This window comes from Pedobacter chitinilyticus (genome assembly GCF_003313385.1).
Lineage (GTDB): Bacteria > Bacteroidota > Bacteroidia > Sphingobacteriales > Sphingobacteriaceae > Pedobacter > Pedobacter chitinilyticus.
Genome location: NZ_QMHN01000001.1, coordinates 1,238,610 through 1,255,921, shown reverse-complemented (window position 1 = coordinate 1,255,921; position 17,312 = coordinate 1,238,610). Strand labels below are relative to the sequence as shown.

Annotated in this window: 21 protein-coding genes and 1 other RNA gene; 16 read left to right on the top strand and 6 right to left on the bottom strand. The window is 39.9% G+C overall.

Going from position 1 to position 17,312, the window contains the following annotated elements; translation table 11 throughout:
• The first annotated feature begins 82 nt into the window (after positions 1–82).
• Positions 83–592, top strand: coding sequence for a cupin domain-containing protein (locus DUT70_RS05300; protein WP_240432028.1), 510 nt, complete (start codon positions 83–85; stop codon positions 590–592).
• 173 nt (positions 593–765) lie between these two features.
• On the opposite strand, the gene DUT70_RS05295 is transcribed toward DUT70_RS05300, so the two are convergent.
• Complete coding sequence (locus tag DUT70_RS05295; RefSeq protein ID WP_113646217.1) at positions 766–1,818, bottom strand: DUF5694 domain-containing protein; 1,053 nt, start codon at positions 1,816–1,818, stop codon at positions 766–768.
• A gap of 428 nt (positions 1,819–2,246) precedes the next feature.
• Between DUT70_RS05295 and nhaA the strand changes: the two genes are divergently transcribed.
• Both nhaA and DUT70_RS05285 read left to right on the top strand, forming a co-directional pair.
• Complete coding sequence (gene nhaA / locus DUT70_RS05290; protein ID WP_113646216.1) at positions 2,247–3,578, top strand: Na+/H+ antiporter NhaA; 1,332 nt, start codon at positions 2,247–2,249, stop codon at positions 3,576–3,578.
• Between the two features lie 5 nt (positions 3,579–3,583).
• Entirely contained in the window at positions 3,584–4,864 is a 1,281-nt protein-coding gene (locus DUT70_RS05285; RefSeq protein WP_113646215.1) for a DUF389 domain-containing protein, read from the top strand.
• Between the two features lie 181 nt (positions 4,865–5,045).
• Here DUT70_RS05285 and DUT70_RS05280 read toward each other — a convergent pair whose 3' ends face one another.
• The gene (locus tag DUT70_RS05280) at positions 5,046–5,237 is read right to left on the bottom strand and encodes a cold-shock protein (protein WP_113646214.1); all 192 of its coding nucleotides are present in this window, start codon (positions 5,235–5,237) and stop codon (positions 5,046–5,048) included.
• A gap of 198 nt (positions 5,238–5,435) precedes the next feature.
• Positions 5,436–5,648, bottom strand: a complete 213-nt coding sequence (locus tag DUT70_RS05275; RefSeq protein WP_113646582.1) for a helix-turn-helix transcriptional regulator — start codon at positions 5,646–5,648, stop codon at positions 5,436–5,438.
• A gap of 309 nt (positions 5,649–5,957) precedes the next feature.
• Here DUT70_RS05275 and DUT70_RS05270 point away from each other — a divergent pair, with 309 nt between their 5' ends.
• The 13 genes from DUT70_RS05270 to DUT70_RS05210 all read left to right on the top strand — a co-directional run bounded on the left by DUT70_RS05270 (position 5,958) and on the right by DUT70_RS05210 (position 15,301).
• Positions 5,958–6,350: an HU family DNA-binding protein gene (locus tag DUT70_RS05270; protein ID WP_113646213.1), complete on the top strand. Its 393-nt coding sequence runs from the start codon at positions 5,958–5,960 to the stop codon at positions 6,348–6,350.
• A gap of 207 nt (positions 6,351–6,557) precedes the next feature.
• The gene (locus DUT70_RS05265; RefSeq protein WP_113646212.1) at positions 6,558–7,037 is read left to right on the top strand and encodes a GNAT family N-acetyltransferase; all 480 of its coding nucleotides are present in this window, start codon (positions 6,558–6,560) and stop codon (positions 7,035–7,037) included.
• Between the two features lie 93 nt (positions 7,038–7,130).
• Positions 7,131–7,460: an ArsR/SmtB family transcription factor gene (locus DUT70_RS05260; RefSeq protein ID WP_113646211.1), complete on the top strand. Its 330-nt coding sequence runs from the start codon at positions 7,131–7,133 to the stop codon at positions 7,458–7,460.
• A gap of 73 nt (positions 7,461–7,533) precedes the next feature.
• Complete coding sequence (locus DUT70_RS05255) at positions 7,534–7,986, top strand: DUF6428 family protein (RefSeq protein ID WP_113646210.1); 453 nt, start codon at positions 7,534–7,536, stop codon at positions 7,984–7,986.
• Between the two features lie 11 nt (positions 7,987–7,997).
• Positions 7,998–8,612, top strand: a complete 615-nt coding sequence (locus DUT70_RS05250; protein WP_113646581.1) for a low molecular weight phosphatase family protein — start codon at positions 7,998–8,000, stop codon at positions 8,610–8,612.
• Positions 8,613–8,616: 4 nt separating this feature from the next.
• Positions 8,617–9,654 (top strand): ACR3 family arsenite efflux transporter, encoded by a 1,038-nt coding sequence (gene arsB / locus DUT70_RS05245; protein WP_113646580.1) that lies wholly within the window; start codon positions 8,617–8,619, stop codon positions 9,652–9,654.
• A gap of 202 nt (positions 9,655–9,856) precedes the next feature.
• Positions 9,857–10,351 (top strand): MarR family winged helix-turn-helix transcriptional regulator, encoded by a 495-nt coding sequence (locus DUT70_RS05240; RefSeq protein ID WP_113646209.1) that lies wholly within the window; start codon positions 9,857–9,859, stop codon positions 10,349–10,351.
• Positions 10,348–11,109 carry a hypothetical protein gene (locus tag DUT70_RS05235; RefSeq protein WP_113646208.1) on the top strand — a complete coding sequence of 254 codons (762 nt, stop codon included), beginning with the start codon at positions 10,348–10,350 and terminating at the stop codon, positions 11,107–11,109. Before DUT70_RS05240 ends, DUT70_RS05235 begins: the two co-directional genes overlap by 4 nt.
• Before the next feature lie 13 nt (positions 11,110–11,122).
• Positions 11,123–12,184, top strand: coding sequence for an NAD(P)H-dependent flavin oxidoreductase (locus DUT70_RS05230; RefSeq protein WP_113646207.1), 1,062 nt, complete (start codon positions 11,123–11,125; stop codon positions 12,182–12,184).
• Between the two features lie 3 nt (positions 12,185–12,187).
• Entirely contained in the window at positions 12,188–12,736 is a 549-nt protein-coding gene (locus DUT70_RS05225; RefSeq protein ID WP_113646206.1) for a GNAT family N-acetyltransferase, read from the top strand.
• Between the two features lie 359 nt (positions 12,737–13,095).
• Positions 13,096–14,271 (top strand): MFS transporter, encoded by a 1,176-nt coding sequence (locus DUT70_RS05220; RefSeq protein ID WP_113646205.1) that lies wholly within the window; start codon positions 13,096–13,098, stop codon positions 14,269–14,271.
• A 124-nt stretch (positions 14,272–14,395) separates the two neighbouring features.
• Positions 14,396–14,962: a Crp/Fnr family transcriptional regulator gene (locus DUT70_RS05215; protein WP_113646204.1), complete on the top strand. Its 567-nt coding sequence runs from the start codon at positions 14,396–14,398 to the stop codon at positions 14,960–14,962.
• Between the two features lie 108 nt (positions 14,963–15,070).
• A complete protein-coding gene (locus DUT70_RS05210; protein WP_113646203.1) occupies positions 15,071–15,301 on the top strand; it encodes a hypothetical protein in 231 nt (76 codons plus the stop codon).
• 64 nt (positions 15,302–15,365) lie between these two features.
• Here DUT70_RS05210 and DUT70_RS05205 read toward each other — a convergent pair whose 3' ends face one another.
• The 3 genes from DUT70_RS05205 to ffs form a co-directional block, all read right to left on the bottom strand.
• Complete coding sequence (locus tag DUT70_RS05205; protein ID WP_113646202.1) at positions 15,366–16,205, bottom strand: SMP-30/gluconolactonase/LRE family protein; 840 nt, start codon at positions 16,203–16,205, stop codon at positions 15,366–15,368.
• Positions 16,206–16,407: 202 nt separating this feature from the next.
• On the bottom strand, positions 16,408–17,067 hold the full coding sequence (gene fsa, locus DUT70_RS05200) for a fructose-6-phosphate aldolase (RefSeq protein WP_113646201.1): 660 nt from the start codon (positions 17,065–17,067) through the stop codon (positions 16,408–16,410).
• Positions 17,068–17,176: 109 nt separating this feature from the next.
• Positions 17,177–17,276: signal recognition particle sRNA small type (ffs, locus tag DUT70_RS05195), an RNA gene on the bottom strand.
• Between the last annotated feature and the right edge of the window lie 36 nt (positions 17,277–17,312).

Genomic DNA, 17,312 nt, shown 5'->3' with positions numbered 1-17,312 from the left:
CGCCTTGTGTGTTCTTCCTCTAACTTCTTGCAGTGATACCGAAAAGAAACAAGAGGTTGAGACTGTAACAAATAAAGCTCCAATGCCTTTTTTAATCCCTCCAAAAACGGTACTTGAAGTTGGGCCTTTGGGCAGCAACATGCGTACATTAATTCGCAGTGCTCAAACCAATACCCAGTTTTCTTGTGTAGAGGCCGTATTGGCACCTAAAAAGATTGCTGGGGCTCCTCATAAGCACGATCACTTGGATGAACTGATGTACGTATTAGAAGGAACTGCTTCGGTTTTAATGGGCGATGAAGTGGTGGAGGTTTCTGCTGGAAGCTGGCATTTAAGGCCTAGAGGAATTGTTCATGTGGTATGGAATGCTGGCGATAAGAATTTACGATTGATTGATATGTATTTCAATCAAAATTTTGAAGATTATTTAGAGGAAATATATCATCAAATCATTCCTGAAGTTATTGAACGGAAAATATCTTTTGAAGAACCTGGAATTGCAAAACGTGTGGCCGAATTAGATAAAAGATTTGGATTGACCTACTATCCAGAAAAGAGCCAGCCCATCATTGAGAAATATGGGTTAAGCTAAGAGATAGTGTATCCTCAGTTAAATCCTTAGATCGAGAAGCATTTAGATGAAATAGTTAAAGCACAAGCACTGCTCCGACAATGCTTGCGCCAGAAGGAGGGATTTGGTGGTTCAGCTTACAGCGCATTACACTTTTGATGTTAACCTTTTTATCCCTTCAGCGTAGTTGCCATTTAGTTAACCTCATTAATGTTTTTCACTTTGACATGGGGCATGGTCTTGAAAATGTCTTGCATGTATTTTCTGTGATTGGCGCCCGCCAAAACCACTACTCTTTTAGCGCCTGCCTTTTTCGCTCTGTTTACCACATTACGGCACATGCCCTCATTTCTCATGATCCACCAATGTATTTTCGACAGCATTTCTTCTTTAGGAAAGCCTTTCATGTCATACATCACAGGTAAGTAGAAATCTCCCGAGGCCGAAATGCCAGAGGCTTCATCAGTGTTTAACCATTCCGTGACTTTATTGGAAGACATTTCGATTTGATCATATCGCTTGTAGCCATTGTTAATCGAGGTTAAAGCTGATTTTAACTGCTGTTTAAGCGAATCGTTGAGGTCTTTTCTGAACAAAGTGAAAGCAGCGTCGAATGCTGTCCACGAGGCTTGCCAATTCAAGTCGTATTCTTGGTTATCCATAGGAAGTAATTCCTTCATGCCTAACTCCCTCATCATCGGGAAGGCGATATAGGCATATTCCGAAGTTTTCAGCCTTCTCATGCTTCGTCCAGTGGTATCTAACCGAGGGCTAAGCAATTTGTCCACGTAACTTTCAAGCTCTGCATTGGGTTGTTGCTGTAGGGAATGGTAAACTTGCCAAAATTGATAATGGCCATTGGCTACATCCTGATCAAGGTAATAGCCATGGGCCAGCGCTGCTTTTATCCAATAATCATTGGGTTTCCGCAGGGATAGCTGTTTTAAGCTGTCAATCGTATGCGGTAGTAATTCCTCTTTGATGGCTCTGTTGCCTCTCAGTATTTTTAGCCGATGATTATTGGGCTGTTTACACCAATAATCCATTACCAGTCGCTCGTCTTCCTTACTCAAAAACTCACCAAAAAAGGCATCGGGCTTAAACTTTTTGATTTTTTGATGGATGCTAGAAAAATCCTGTGTGGGATATTTACTATAATCATGGGAAACACCGATCAGTAAAACTTCAACATCTTGTGCTTTGGCGTGGATAGAGAAGAGAAAAAATAAAAAAAAGAGATACTTCATGTGCTGAGCTTTCTTGTTTAGTGGAGTGATTTGTAGGTTTTTTATCTCAGCTACCTGCTGAAATGATGGTTTTACAAAGGGATAGTATGCTAAATTAAAGATAAAATTTAACTGCTTTTATATCTTTAAACATTTAACTTTTGTTTGATGTTATCATCAACCATTGCTGATAGGTTAGTCTTGATATGATGATAATACCGAGGATGAGTAAAAAAGTGACCGAAAGTTAAACTTTTGGGAACCTATTCTCTCCGAATAAGCGCTTCTAACTCCTGCAAAGGTACAAGTACAGTTGCACAAATACTTACGCTAAATATAAAGCTTTATAAGACCTAAAGCTGGCATAAACTAATCCACAATACGTCTAAATTTGCTACTTTTGATATTCCCTATTTTTAATGTCTTACTTTATAACATACTAAATATTCATGCAGACCATCAAACAAAGCCCCATCGAAAGAATTTCGAAACCTATACAAAGTTTTATCGCCCAAGAGAAATCTGGTGGCATCGTATTGGGTATCAGCGTGGTCTTGGCCCTCATCCTTGCCAATTCGGCCTGGGCAGATAGCTATCATCATTTTCTGGAGAACAGTTTTGGTTTCCAATGGAATGGGAAATCGTATTTTGATTTCAATTTGCACCATTGGATTAACGACGGACTGATGGCCATTTTCTTTTTTGTGGTGGGATTGGAACTGAAACGGGAAATTGTTGGCGGAGAGCTTGCTAATCCAAGAAAGGCTATGCTGCCTATTGCTGCTGCCTTAGGCGGGATGGCTGTACCTGCAGCCATTTACTTACTTTTCAATCCTAGCGGAGAGGCCCACAGTGGATGGGGCATCCCTATGGCTACCGATATTGCTTTTGCTTTGGGGGTGCTGTACCTTTTAGGTGATCGGATACCGCTATCACTAAAAGTGTTCCTTACTGCCTTGGCCATTGTAGACGACCTTGGTGCGGTACTGGTAATTGCTTTCTTTTACACCTCAGATATATCTACAGTACACTTGTTCATTGGCGGAATGGTACTCGTGCTCATGTATATTGGCAACAAGTTGGGGGTGAGGAGTATCTTCTTTTATGCTGTATTGGGCATCGGTGGTGTTTGGACTACCTTTTTGTTATCGGGTGTACATGCAACCATTGCGGCGGTACTGGCAGCCTTTACCATTCCAGCAGATGTTAGGATCAATGAAAAATCGTTTATTGAAAAAATCCAGCGTTACCTCGATCGTTTCCGCAATTTGGATCCAACGGAAAATACACCTACACTCACCAATGAGCAGCTTCATGTACTGGAGCAAATCAACACTACTACAATTGCGGCCACTCCACCACTGCAACGTTTAGAGCATGCCATGCATCCCATGATTAGCTTTTTTATCATTCCAATTTTTGCATTGGCCAATGCTGGCGTATCGCTTTCCATTGATCTCGATAGCCTGTTCAGCTCCAATGTAGCCATTGGCGTGGCCATGGGGCTGCTGCTGGGCAAGGTAATTGGCGTGGTAGGTTTTACCCTGCTTTTTGTAAAACTGGGCGTAGCTCCATTTCCAAGAGGTATGAACATTCGTAACCTGATTGGACTTGGCATGTTGGCTGCCATTGGCTTTACCATGTCCCTGTTTATTACTTCGTTGGCCTTTAGCCATCAGGAACATATTACCCAAGCCAAAATCGGTATTTTTGCGGCTTCGCTCATTGGCGGCATAGCAGGTTATGCCATACTTAAAAGACCATCTACCAAAAAAAGATAAATACTATGGGCAATCCGATATTTAATTTTATCGACCTCCACAGTGGAGAAGAAGACAAGAATAAGGTATTAGACAATGTGACTTCAAATACTTCCTTTAGAGGTTCCAATCTGTGGATATTGGCCTGTGCCATCCTAATTGCCTCGGTAGGATTGAATGTTAACTCAACCGCTGTAATCATTGGTGCAATGTTAATTTCCCCGTTAATGGGACCCATTGTGGGTGCGGGTTTCGCCCTAGGTACTTATGATTTTGGTTTATTGAAAAAGTCGATAAAAAACCTATTGATTGCCACGGTGGTTAGTCTGGTGGTTTCCTGTATTTATTTCTACATCAGCCCCTTTAAAGATGTACAGTCTGAACTTTTGGCTAGAACTTCTCCCAATATTTACGACGTACTGATCGCCTTTTTTGGCGGACTGGTAGGGGTTATTGCCATCACGCGGGTAGAAAAAGGAAATCCCATTCCAGGAGTGGCCATTGCCACCGCACTAATGCCACCATTATGTACCGCAGGATATGGTTTGGCCACCTTTAATTTTACCTATTTTTTTGGTGCGTTTTACTTGTACACCATCAACTGTTTCTTTATCTGTATCGCTACTTTTCTGCTGGTAAAGTACCTAAAATATCCGTCGGCGTTAGTAGATGACAAATACCGCAAGCGTATACGTTATGGCATTACTAGCCTCATTATGGTGATGATTATTCCCAGCTGTTATTTGGCTTATACCCTTTGGAACGAAAAGAAATTTATTAAAACGGTTGAAGAATTTATTGGTACCGAATTTACCAGCCGCGGCTACACAGTCATTTATAAAAAAATCAACTACCATGCCCGTCCAAAAGCGATTGAATTAGCTTTCTTGAACAGGAAGCTCAGCGGCAAAGAGATTAAAGACTATAACAAGTTGCTTAATGAACGTGGCGTAAATGCTTCGCTGCAAATTAGACAGGATGATACCGACCTGAAGTCGGAGATACTCAATGAGGTCAATAAGCGAAATACTTCCATCTCTGAAAAAGACCTGACCATTAATAGCCTCAGACAGGAACTTGATCGGTATAAGGTTAACGATCCTAGTTTGGTAAGGGAGATGAATATCTTGTTTCCAGAATTAAGGGACATTACTTTGGGAAAGGTAGAAAAGTATCCAGCTACCGACAGTGCAAAACTAAGTTTTCTTTTTCTTTACGGTAGTGGAGCAAAAACCGATACTACCAAGTTAAGAAAATGGCTTTCTGAAAGGTTGCAAACACGCGAAATTATCCTCATGGCCAAATAGCGATGTCCTAGGTGTCATTACTTGCTTGGGATTATTACCAATCTTATCTTCTCTATATTGTTGTAATTATTGCTGATAGGTCAATGGTGGTATGGTGACAACACAAACCTAAAGTAAAAACCTAAGGCAAAAAAAAACATCCGCAAAAAAGCGGATGTTCCTAACTATAAGAAGAATTGTCTTAAGCGATAGTTACGTTAACGGCATTTAAACCTTTTTTTCCTTGCTCAACTTCATAGTTAACCGTGTCGTTTTCACGAATTTGATCAACTAGACCTGAGATGTGTACAAAAATTTCGGCATCGCCATTAGAAGGTACAATGAAGCCAAAACCTTTTGACTCATTGAAAAATTTTACTGTTCCTTGTTGCATTGTATTTTTTTATTAGGCTACAAACATAAATATAATTTATTGATTTCCAGTTTTCTTTAAGATAAGTGACTGTAATGTGTAATAATTATGGTTTAAAGGGCAGAAGAATAATTTTAACCTCTGGTTGGTATTGTCACTAATCATTATTAATAGGTAAATTGTGGTGTAGCAATAACACCAACCACGAGAAAGGGTCAATCAGTCCCACTTTGTTTGTACTAATAATTCCCTGATATCAATCTGAAGAAAAAAGGCAATTTTATCAAGATTTTGAAGGGAAGGCTGACTTTTATTTTCACACCAATTAGAAATGGTTGTATCTTTCAACTTCAGAAAGATAGCTAATTCATTAATGCTTTTGCCATTTTCGGCTAATACGGATTTGATCCTGTTGTAGATTATTTTTTTCATGGGTTGAATGTTATAGAAGAATTTTTTAGGTATAATTTTATTTAGATATAAAATAAATATAGTAAAATATTTTCCTTGCCTTAAAGTGTAATTGGTGATAATAGCCAAAGCCTAAAGTGCTTAAAACTTAAATGTTTAAAGCCTTATCTTCACTAAAAAAAGTAAAAAAATCTTCTAAGAAGAGATACGATGTATCGAAAAATTTTGCATGTTTGCCCTACTATCTGCCGATACGTCTATTGCAAGCAAGATGAGCTTTATAACATCTTCCATCCTCTAGAAAGACAAAAAACATTAATCCTATTAAAAATGGCTATTAAGTATAACTTAATTGAAAAAGGTCAACCTGGCGTAGTAGGCGGGGGCACCAAAAAGTGGTATGCTAACGTTGCACCCGACGGAGAGCTCAGTGTAGACGATTTAGCGAAACAAATTGAAAAATTTTCGGCGCTCTCTGAAGCCGACATTCGAGGCGTGATCATTGCCTTGGAAAATGTGATCCAAGAAAATTTGAATAATGGTAGAATAATTCGAATGGATAAATTGGGTAGCTTTTACCCAGGACTGAGTAGTAATGGAGCCGCAACGAAGGACGAGTTTAACAGCAGTTTTATTAAAGAAGCCTATGTGAATTATCGCCCAGGAAAAAGGATTATTGACGCCCTAAAAGCGGCAACTTTTAAAAAGGCAGATTGGCTTTAAAAAATGGCACGCGTGTGAACACCAAATGACACGCGTGCCGTTGCCCGATGACACGTGTGTCGTTACCTGATGACACGTGTGTCATTTTACAATATGAATTTTTTGGTCTTTAGCCATAGTGATAAATTAAGTAAATAGATGATGGAAAGGTGCATTTAACGATGCGCCTTTTCTTATGTTTATTGCGATATTTGTACCACATAAGTTATGAATATCAGACCCATTACTGCAGCAGACAACGTGGCCATGGCCAAGATCCTTCGATCGAGTTTAGAAGAATTTGGATTAAACATTCCAGGAACCGCTTATTTTGACGAAAGTACCGACCGATTGTTTGAGAGCTTTCAAATAGAAAAAGCGGGGTACTTTGTGGCCGAAGAGGCTGGCGAGATTTTAGGCGGTGCGGGCATTTATCCAAGCGAGGGTTTGCCAAGCGATACCGTTGAGCTGGTGAAAATGTACATGTCGGCCGCAAGCCGTGGCAAGGGGATCGGCAAAAAGCTCATGCTCAAATGTATGGAGTTGGCAAAATCAGAAGGCTATCAGAAAATTTATTTAGAAACCATGCCCGAACTGAGCGCCGCCGTGGTTGCGTACGAGAAATTAGGTTTTAAAAAGCTGCAAGGGCCATTGGGGAATACTGGCCACTACTCTTGCTCCATTTGGATGTTACATGAAATCGTTTAGCTTTTAAATTGTTGTAACAGGGTTTTCGACCAATGGCAAAAAAACTTTTTGGTTTTTTAGAATTTATTATCGTAATATTGCGATGTAAAGAAAATGGGACTTACCAAAGCAGAAATATTTACCGACGAGCAAAATGAACTGGCCTTACTGTTTAAAGTATTGGCGCATCCCGCTCGCATTGCCATCCTGCAACATATCATTAAACAAAAGGCATGCATTTGTAATGATTTGGTAGGGGAGTTGGGATTGGCGCAGGCCACCATTTCGCAACACCTAAAAGAACTGAAAAATGTTGGGATTATTCAAGGTTCGGTTGAGGGTAAATCTGTTTGCTATTGCATTGATGAAAAAGTTTGGAAACAAATTCAAATGAAGTTTAACGAACTATTTAACCAAGATGTAAAAGTAAAACAATGCTGTTAAAGGCCCTTTTTTTGACTTTTAACATCGTAATATTACGATGTTGTTTAAACAGTAATACTTAAAATATAAGCATATGAAACTATCACAAATTAAAGCCATTCTTCCAACACTTAGTAATGTTGAATTTCAATTAGCAGATGGAACGTTTGTTCCCGAGCATTTTCACGTGACCGAAGTAGGGCAAATCAGCAAAAACTTTATTGATTGTGGCGGGGTGATCCGTCACGAAAAAACGGTAAACTTCCAGTTGTGGAATGCCGATGACTACGAACATCGTTTAAAGCCAGGCAAGTTGTTGCACATCATCCAACTATCCGAAGAAAAACTGGGCATAGAAGACGTAGAAATAGAAGTAGAATACCAAAGCAGCACCATTGGCAAATACGATTTGGATTTTAATGGCAAAACCTTTGTGTTAAAGAACAAAACCACTGCTTGCTTAGCGCAGGATGGTTGCGGCATACCCTTGCCAACTTTAAAAGTTACCCAGTCGGCTTGTTGTGCACCAAATGCTGGAGGTTGTTAATAATGAATACGATGTACCCAGCTTTAGTAAATACCATTCAACAATTGGAGGTAGATAAGTCCATTAATGCAGATCGTAAATTGGCTTTACAGCCACTGATAGAGCATATCCAACTTAAGATAAATGAGGGTAAATCCATCAATATCAATTTTATTTGTACGCACAATTCCAGAAGGAGTCATTTGGCGCAAATTTGGGCACAGGTAGCAGCTACTTATTTTAAGGTGCCTTATGTACATTGCTACTCTGGCGGAACAGAGGAAACTGCTTTGTTTCCCATGGTGGTAGAAACATTGGCCGTACAAGGGTTTAACATTTTTAAAATTGCAGACGGGAATAATCCCGTATACGCCGTCAAACATAGTCCTAATGCTGTGCCCATCATCGGTTTTTCCAAAAATTACGACCATCCGTTTAATCCAGCTACGGCGTTTGTAGCGGTATTGACTTGTTCGCAAGCAGATGGTGGCTGCCCATTTATTGCAGGGGCTGATCAACGGATCCCCATCACTTACCAAGATCCGAAGATTTCTGACCATACACCACAACAGGCACAAGTGTACATGGAAAGAAGTTTAGAAATAGCTACAGAAATGTGCTATGTTTTTTCACAAATTAAGCAATAACGTAATGCAGGTTAAACTAAAATTTTTAGATCGTTATCTCACGTTATGGATATTTATGGCCATGGCCTTGGGAATTGGTCTAGGATATTTCTTTCCCCAAGTTTCTAATTTAACCAACGCTTTATCTATAGGGACAACCAACATACCGTTGGCCCTGGGCCTCATTTTAATGATGTATCCACCATTGGCAAAAGTAGATTATTCGCTTCTGCCAATGGCTTTCAAAGATAAAAAGGTGATAAGCATCTCGTTGCTGCTCAATTGGATAATTGGGCCAATATTGATGTTTGTTTTAGCAATTCTTTTTTTAAAGGATGAACCCGATTATATGGTTGGACTGATCCTTATTGGATTAGCCAGGTGTATTGCTATGGTAATGGTTTGGAACGATTTGGCAAAGGGCAACAGAGAATATGCGGCATTATTGGTTGCCTTAAATAGCATTTTCCAAGTATTTACATACAGTTTTTTAGTCTGGTTATTTATCAATGTATTGCCAAGCAAATTGGGCTTGGCCAATTTTAAAGTGGAAGTATCGGTAAAAGACGTTACCGAAAGCGTGTTGATTTATTTAGGTATTCCGTTTTTAGCAGGCTTTATAAGTAGGTATTTACTGGTGAAATTAAAAGGTATGGCATGGTACAATCGAAAATTTGTGCCAGCCATATCTCCATTAACCTTATATGCACTATTGTTCACTATCGTATTAATGTTCAGTTTAAAGGGAGATAAAATACTGGAGCTGCCCATGGATGTCATAAAAGTGGCCATCCCGTTGGTGGTGTATTTTGTGCTCATGTTCCTATTAAGTTTTTTCATCAATAAATCCTTAAAAGTTCCTTACGATAAAAATGCTGCTGTATCATTTACAGCCACTGGAAATAATTTCGAATTGGCTATTGCGGTAGCCATTGCCGTATTTGGCATACACTCACCGCAGGCATTTGTAGGGGTAATAGGCCCCCTGGTTGAAGTGCCAGTACTCATTTTGCTGGTCAATGTCAGCGCTTGGTTAAAGCAAAAATATTATAACAGGGGTTAAATTTCCTCCTTCCGTCGTCGAAATGATGGGTTAGGCGCATGCTCGTCATTTCGAACGCAGGTGAGAAATCTAGCGGCATGCTACTTGGTAATGCTAAATCGACGCTTCACTATGCTGGACATATCTTAGTATTTTAAAACAAATAAAGTGAACTATATAGTTTGCTTTATTTGTATATATTTGTCGTCAAATAATTTCTAAAATGAGCGTTGATTTTATTAAAGATTTAGGCTACAAAGCACTAGACAGCAGGTTTAAGCGCATTAGTGATCGCATGGCGCATGATGTACGTAAACTTTACAAAGAGTTGGGCATTGATGTAGAACCCAATTGGTATCTCGTATTTATGCTGCTCCAAAAAAGGGGAACCATCTCCATGGTCACCATTGCCGAGGCCTTGGGTTATGCGCATCCATCAATAGTGGCCTTAGTGAAAAAAATGGCCGAAAAGGATTACGTAAAGATCAAAAAAGACGAAGTAGATAAACGGAAGCAAATGATTTCGCTTTCACCCAAAGCCATTAAACTACTGCCAACTTTAGAGCAGATTTGGCACAGTTGCGAGCAGGCCATTTTGGAGCTGCTGGCTAAGGATTTGACCATCCTTCAATATTTAGATGATATTGACACTGCTTTAAAAAACACCTCATTTCATCAACGATTTAAACAAGCTTACTTAACCTCAAAAGAATCATGAGAACATTTTTATTTGCCACAATACTGCTTTGTAGTTTGACCGTTTCGGCCATTGAAACTAAAATAATGATTAGGGCCAAGGCCAGAGACGCCAAGTTTATTGGCAGTTCGCTTGGTGGAGCTTATGTTGTGGTGAGGAACAAAGCCAACCAGCAGATTTTGGCCGAAGGAAAAACAACAGGAAGCACTGGGAATACCGATTTGATCATGAAAAATCCTAAAACCCGTGCAACTTCCATTGCTGATGAGAAGACTGCTGGTTTTATGGCAAAAATAGAGATAGATGAACCGACGTTTGTGAGTATAGAAGTGGTTTCGCCCTACAACTTAAAACAGGCCCAAGCCAAAGTAAGCACCGAATTATGGCTTATTCCAGGGAAACATATTTTGGGAGATGGTATTGTGTTGGAAATCCCAGGCTTTATCATTGATATCTTAAAACCCAGAACTCATCAATACATTTCGCTGAAAGAGATTAAAGACAAGCCTTTTCAATTTCAGGCCAATGTGGTGATGATGTGTGGCTGTGTGATTGATAAAGGTGGCGTATGGAATTCAGAGGATATGGAAGTAAAAGGCATTCTTAAAAAAGACGGAAAGCCATTTAAAGAAGTTAAAATGTCATGGGTTTCTACCAATTTGTTTGAAGGGAGCGATTTGATAGACCAGCCTGGCAATTATGAGCTAATTTTGTATGCCTATGATAAACAAACGGGCAACACGGGGGTGGATAAAGTGAATTATGTGATTTTTGAGTAGCAAATAAGGTCCTATGAAATGGGAAAATAGCATCAGCAAAATACTAGGAGTACGTTATCCAATTGTTCAGGCGCCTATGTTTGGCGTGACCACGCCGCAAATGGTGGCCGCGGCAGCTCAAGCCGATGCCTTAGGTTCTTTACCATTGGCCGATTTACCTGCCGATCAGTGTATAGCCACTATTCGTGCAACCAAAGCGTTAACTCCGAAGACCTTTGCGGTTAATATTTTTGTAAATGCTATTCCGCCACTTTCAGCCGAGCTGAGGACGCAATATGCCCAAACCAAACAATATGTAGCGCAATTGGCAGAGCACCATGGTTTGGAAGTGGAGCTGCCCAACATCGATCAGATTAAGCTGACCGATTACCACGATCAAGTGGATGCCATTATTGCCGAAGGGTGTAAAATCGTGAGTTTCATTTTTGGTAACTTGGATGCTCAAAGTATCCAAAAGCTGAAGGCTCACGGCACAGTGTTAATAGGCACTTGCACCTCGGTAAACGAAGCTATTCAATTGGAACAAGCTGGGATAGACCTCATCTGTGTACAGGGTATTGAAGCAGGAGGGCACAGGGGAAGTTTTGAAGACCATGACATTCCTCAAATTGGAGGTTTATCCTTATTGGCACAGGTTTGTGAGCAGGTGAAAACGCCCTTGATTTATGCAGGTGGAATTTATAATGCCAAAACCTTACATGCTGCAAAAGTATTAGGAGCGCAAGGTTTCCAAATAGGAAGTTTGCTGCTAGGCACCAAAGAAAGTTCCCTGCAGGAATTTGAAAAGCAACGGCTGCGCCAAGCCAATGAAAGTGATGTAATGCTCACCAAAAGCTTTTCTGGTCGCTATGCCAGGGGATTGAGAAATGCTTTTATCCAATCCATGGAAAACAGCGGCATGGTGCTGCCTTATCCATATCAAAATAAACTGACTGGCGAATTAAGAAAAGTAGCCAGACAATATCGCAATGCCGATTTCGTAAATATTTGGGCTGGACAATCGATACACGATTACTCCTCAAAATCTACCACCGAGATGATACAACAATTGATTACTGAAGCCGAAAATTTTTAAACCATGACTTTTAGCATACAGCCTACTTTAGAAAATGACAGGGTAACCCTTGTTCCCTTGCAAGAAACCGATTTTGAAGCTTTGTATGAAGTGGCCTCTGATCCAAAAGTGTGGGAGCAACACCCGAATAAAGATCGTTGGAAAAGAGACGTGTTTCAAATCTTTTTTGATGGCGCCATGCAAAGCAAGGGTGCTTTTAAAATCGTAGATCAAACAAATGGACAAGTAATTGGCAGCACCAGGTTTTATGATTACGATGCTGCTGAAGATAGTATTTTAATAGGTTATACCTTTTATGGTACCGCTTATTGGGGCAAAGGCATTAATCATTCGGTAAAGAAAATGATGTTGGATTACATCTTCCAGTTCGTGTCAAAAGTAAATTTGCATGTAGGGACTACTAACGTACGTTCGCAAATTGCCGTGGGTCGCATTGGTGCAGAAAAGGTAGCAGAACAGGAAGTAACTTATTTTGGTGAACAGCCCAAACTGAATTTCGTCTATCAAATTGACCGAACAAAGTGGAATGGAATTCGAGAAAATTATCTTTAAAAATAAGTCCCTATGTGTCTATGTGGTTATACTTTCTTTTATATGAACCACATAGACACATAGTAACTCTGAAAGTAATCCATCGTTGTCGAATAGTTGGTATATGTGCATTCTTGCTTCAACTACTTGTTGTTCCAGGTGCGCCCTGGCCTCACCTGCTTGTCATTCCGAGTATCACGAGGAATCTCCAATAATAGTACTGAAAAAGATCCTTCGCTCCCGAAGTGTCGGGACAGGTAATGCTCTGGATGACAGGGTTCCTTAACAAAATTAGCTAAGCTCGTTTTTTTGACCTAAGTCAAAGGTTAGCAATTTCGGTACTCGCATTTTTGCAATGAAAATTTTATCAAGTAAAAATTATGAGTATCACCTTACAAAAAGATCAAACCATCGATTTCTATAAAGCCGTCATTCCAATTATCATTTCTGTTTTTGCGGTTTACCTTACCATTGGTATTGCCTTGGGCATACTTCCCAAATTTGTGCAGCAACAATTGGGCTTTAATACCCTCATTGTGGGGCTGGTCATCGGTCTACAATTTTTATCTACCTTGTTAACCAGAGCTTATTCGGGTAAAACAACAGACACCAAAGGAGCTAAAAGCAGTAAAATGCTAGGCATTACCTTTGCCATTGTTGCGGGTATTGCCTATGTACTTTCGGTGGTTTCTCAAGGTACTCCAGTATTTGCTTTGGGATTGTTGTTATTGGCTCGCATCATCCACGGCATTGCCGAAAGCCTTTTGGTGACAGCAGCGCTCACTTGGGGAATCACTTTAGTTGGACCCTCAAAATCGGGGAAGGTAATGACTTGGAACGGCATTGCTATGTATGCAGGAATCGCTATTGGAGCACCCTTAAGCATATGGATTAGCGGTGCTTACGGTTATTTTCCTGCCTTTGCCATTATTGTGTTATTGCCTTTAGTAAGTTGGTTGGCTACGGCAAAGCTTCCTGCAACGCATATTGATAAGGACCATGTAAGAACCCCTTTTTACAAAGTGATTGGAACAGTGTCAGGTCAAGGGTTAAGTTTGGCCTTTTCATCCATGGCATTTGGCTGTATCGCCTCATTTATTGCCTTGTTTTTTGCCGAAAAGCATTGGGGCGACGCCTCCTTGGCTTTCATCACTTTTGGCACTTGCTATGTACTCACCAGACTATTCTTTGCTTCCTTTCCAGATAAATTTGGCGGTTACCGAGTGGCTTTCTTCTCGCTTATTATTGAAGTGATAGGGCAGGTCATGATTTGGACTGCTGCTTCAAAAGGCATGGCCATCATTGGCTGTGGATTAACGGGGATTGGCTTCTCCTTGGTTTTTCCATCCTTGGGCGTGTTGGCCATCCAAAAAGTAAAGCCACAAATGAGAGGAACAGCATTGGGTGCTTACGTGGCTTTTGTTGACCTTTCATTAGGCCTATCTGGACCATTGGCTGGATTAATTGCAGGCTGGTTTAGCTATCAGGCCGTGTATTTATTTGGAGGACTTAGCGTAGTGCTTTCCATCATCATCCTAATGTTCAATAAAAAATGAGTTTTAAATTAGGCAGACTTTAAAGTAAGCCTGCTTAATACCCATTATTTGTACCAATAAAACAGGAATAAACACCATTGGCCTTCGTTATTTATATATAAATTTGCCAAGCTGATTTATACAAATGACGGAAGCATTAGGAGCGTATATTAAAAATAGAATATCGGTAACAGAAGAAGAACTGAATACCATTCTCTCTTATTTTGTACCGCTCAAACTAAGGAAAAACCAAATACTGCTTTCTCAAGGCGAGTTGAGCCAACGGACCTTTTTTGTGGTAAAGGGTTGTTTAAGGATTTTCTTTATTGACGAAGCTGGACATGAATCTACCCGATATTTAGCATTCGAAAATCAGTTTGCCACCGCTTTGATGAGCTTTATTAATGCAGCGCCTTCCGATGAGTATGTACAAGCGGTAGAAACTACGGAAATCTATTACATCACGCACAAAAGCTTTTATCATTTGCTAGAGGTTATTCCGCAATGGGAAAAGTTTTACAGAATGTATCTTGAAAATGCTTACGTGAGTAACACTAAGCGCCTTATGTCATTTCTCACTCAAGATGCACTTGCAAAATATCATCAGCTATTGGAAGAAAATCCGATCATTGTTCAAAGGCTTTCCAATAAAATGGTAGCTTCTTATCTTAATATCTCTCAAGAAACCTTGAGCAGGTTAAAGTCGAAATAAAAGGACTTGTTTTTCTGCCATGACACAATTAACATCCGCTTAACCTATTTAATATTTTAGTGACTTTTTGTTAACGTTAAATTAACATTGGGCATTTACCTTTAATCTATGAATTATCCGGTATTTATTTTCCATGAATTAGTGCTCCGTTTTTCGTATGTCAATCGCCAAATTGGTAGATACATTTCTAGCACCATTGAAAATGGCGAGTGTTTGATTAGAACAACGAGCGGTAAAATTAGCATTGCGCAAGACCTGCTGGAGAAACAGTACAAAGACCCAAGTCAAATCTCTTCGCAACAATTGCAAGAGTTAGCTTCGGCATTCCAAGCAGAATAATTGATCAAAGCGTTTTTTTACTACTAGACAACATTTTTTATTGTTGTCCATAAATGTTTATGCGTTATTTAAGCTGGTAAGCAACCACGCTGTTTTGGTTAAAAGTGGGTACGTAAATAATCCTTTCTTTGGCATTGTATCCAATATCAGCAGTATTCATTTTTCCCTGCACATCCAATAGTTTTTCAATATCGCCGTTAGCTTTTACGTAATAAATAATGCCTGCCCAGCAAGTAACGATAAAATCGCCATTGCCTACAGGTTCTAGGCCATCACCACCTTTTTCAAACCCTTTGGCAATTACTTTTACCTGCTTTTGAGCATCAACTTGCCAAAGTTCGGTACTCGCCAAAACATAAAGCATGTTGTTTAGCCACTTTAGTCCGTTGGCGCCTTTGGCATTCTCCATATATAAGGAGTACTTTCCATTGTCAATTTTATAGATTTTATGTGTTCTGGTATCAGAAACATATACCGCTCCCTGATCATCAACGGTGAGGTCATTTAAAAATACAGCCCCTTCAATTTCCAGCGTTTCTTTAACTTTTCCACTACGAATGTCTACGCTCACTACCGCAGTGAGGTCAGCAATGTATAGCGTGTTTTGGTATAAGGCTAATCCTTTTGGTGCATTTAAGCCCGTAACCCAATTTGCATTTTTCATGGAGCCATCTAAATTCAATATGGCTACACCACCTTTGCCATCTTTCACATTTCCAGGGCCATCAATCAAGCTTACAAAAAGTTCCTTAGTGTTTGCTTTGTAAAGCACCGATTCGGGTACAGGCAAATTTTCTTTTGCTTCCCATAATGGAGTTGATAACTGATGCTGTGCAAAAGTATTGCTGGTTAGCAGGGTGGCAGCAATTACAGATAGGGAGAGAAGTACGTTTTTAGCTTTCATTATGGTAAAGTTAGCATAACCTAGTAAAAACAAAAAAGTTTTAGAGAATAGTTAGGTAGATCAATAGTAGCCAAACGCTATCCGTCGTCATCTCAACCTTAGGAGAGATCTAGCATGTTGCTATTTGACATAAGTAAAACGATAAATAATAAAAAAAGGCCTCCAGTGATCTGAAGGCCTTTATATATAAGGTATGTATCGCTTATTTCCCTGCTGCCTTAGCATGATCTGCCAAGAAAGTAGCTAAGCCGCTATCAGTTAACGGGTGTTTTAATAAGCCAGTAATTGCCGAAAGAGGAGCAGTGATTACATCAGCACCAATTTTAGCACAGCTCACGATGTGTAATGGGCCACGGATAGAAGCTGCTAAAATTTGAGTTTCGTAAGCATAGTTGTCAAAAATCAAGCGGATGTCTTCAATTAAAGTTAAGCCATCAGTAGAAATATCATCCAATCTGCCTAAAAATGGAGACACGTAAGTAGCACCAGCTTTAGCGGCTAATAATGCTTGAGCGGGAGAGAAGATTAAAGTACAGTTAGTTCTAATGCCTTTTCCGCTGAAATATTTGATGGCTTTTAAGCCTTCTTTGATCATTGGAACCTTCACCACAATTTTAGGATTTAAAGCCGCTAGAGCTTCACCTTCCTTAATGATGCCTTCGTAATCGGTAGCAATTACTTCAGCGCTTACGTTGTCGTCAACAATATCGCAAATAGCTTTATAATGGTTGATAACGTTTTCATCACCTGTAATGCCTTCTTTGGCCATTAAACTAGGGTTGGTGGTCACGCCATCTAAAACGCCCAAATCTTGTGCTTCTCTAATTTGATCTAGATTGGCGGTGTCGATAAAAAATTTCATGATGTTTAATTCTATAATTGGTTAACGGTTCAACAATGGAAACCTGAAGAATTTATTTCCCCCTTCAGAATCTACTCCATTTTATCGGAGGGCGTTAGGGGAGTAAAAAAATGGGCAAGCAACTTTTATCGCACCGCTACAACCTTCTACCCTTGCTTTGTTCCCAACCTGGGGGAGTTCAAAGGGAGCTGATCGTAAAAGACTTGCCCGGCACAAAGGTAGTAAAAGCGTACATTTTACAAAAT

Bases quoted from the DNA above. Each gene is read 5' to 3' on its own strand.
- DUT70_RS05300 (WP_240432028.1), top strand. From the start codon at position 83: ATGCCTTTTTTAATCCCTCCAAAAACGGTACTTGAAGTTGGGCCTTTG.
- DUT70_RS05295 (WP_113646217.1), bottom strand. From the start codon at position 1,818: ATGAAGTATCTCTTTTTTTTATTTTTTCTCTTCTCTATCCACGCCAAA.
- nhaA (WP_113646216.1), top strand. From the start codon at position 2,247: ATGCAGACCATCAAACAAAGCCCCATCGAAAGAATTTCGAAACCTATA.
- DUT70_RS05285 (WP_113646215.1), top strand. From the start codon at position 3,584: ATGGGCAATCCGATATTTAATTTTATCGACCTCCACAGTGGAGAAGAA.
- DUT70_RS05280 (WP_113646214.1), bottom strand. From the start codon at position 5,237: ATGCAACAAGGAACAGTAAAATTTTTCAATGAGTCAAAAGGTTTTGGC.
- DUT70_RS05275 (WP_113646582.1), bottom strand. From the start codon at position 5,648: ATGAAAAAAATAATCTACAACAGGATCAAATCCGTATTAGCCGAAAAT.
- DUT70_RS05270 (WP_113646213.1), top strand. From the start codon at position 5,958: ATGGCTATTAAGTATAACTTAATTGAAAAAGGTCAACCTGGCGTAGTA.
- DUT70_RS05265 (WP_113646212.1), top strand. From the start codon at position 6,558: ATGAATATCAGACCCATTACTGCAGCAGACAACGTGGCCATGGCCAAG.
- DUT70_RS05260 (WP_113646211.1), top strand. From the start codon at position 7,131: ATGGGACTTACCAAAGCAGAAATATTTACCGACGAGCAAAATGAACTG.
- DUT70_RS05255 (WP_113646210.1), top strand. From the start codon at position 7,534: ATGAAACTATCACAAATTAAAGCCATTCTTCCAACACTTAGTAATGTT.
- DUT70_RS05250 (WP_113646581.1), top strand. From the start codon at position 7,998: ATGTACCCAGCTTTAGTAAATACCATTCAACAATTGGAGGTAGATAAG.
- arsB (WP_113646580.1), top strand. From the start codon at position 8,617: ATGCAGGTTAAACTAAAATTTTTAGATCGTTATCTCACGTTATGGATA.
- DUT70_RS05240 (WP_113646209.1), top strand. From the start codon at position 9,857: ATGAGCGTTGATTTTATTAAAGATTTAGGCTACAAAGCACTAGACAGC.
- DUT70_RS05235 (WP_113646208.1), top strand. From the start codon at position 10,348: ATGAGAACATTTTTATTTGCCACAATACTGCTTTGTAGTTTGACCGTT.
- DUT70_RS05230 (WP_113646207.1), top strand. From the start codon at position 11,123: ATGAAATGGGAAAATAGCATCAGCAAAATACTAGGAGTACGTTATCCA.
- DUT70_RS05225 (WP_113646206.1), top strand. From the start codon at position 12,188: ATGACTTTTAGCATACAGCCTACTTTAGAAAATGACAGGGTAACCCTT.
- DUT70_RS05220 (WP_113646205.1), top strand. From the start codon at position 13,096: ATGAGTATCACCTTACAAAAAGATCAAACCATCGATTTCTATAAAGCC.
- DUT70_RS05215 (WP_113646204.1), top strand. From the start codon at position 14,396: ATGACGGAAGCATTAGGAGCGTATATTAAAAATAGAATATCGGTAACA.
- DUT70_RS05210 (WP_113646203.1), top strand. From the start codon at position 15,071: ATGAATTATCCGGTATTTATTTTCCATGAATTAGTGCTCCGTTTTTCG.
- DUT70_RS05205 (WP_113646202.1), bottom strand. From the start codon at position 16,205: ATGAAAGCTAAAAACGTACTTCTCTCCCTATCTGTAATTGCTGCCACC.
- fsa (WP_113646201.1), bottom strand. From the start codon at position 17,067: ATGAAATTTTTTATCGACACCGCCAATCTAGATCAAATTAGAGAAGCA.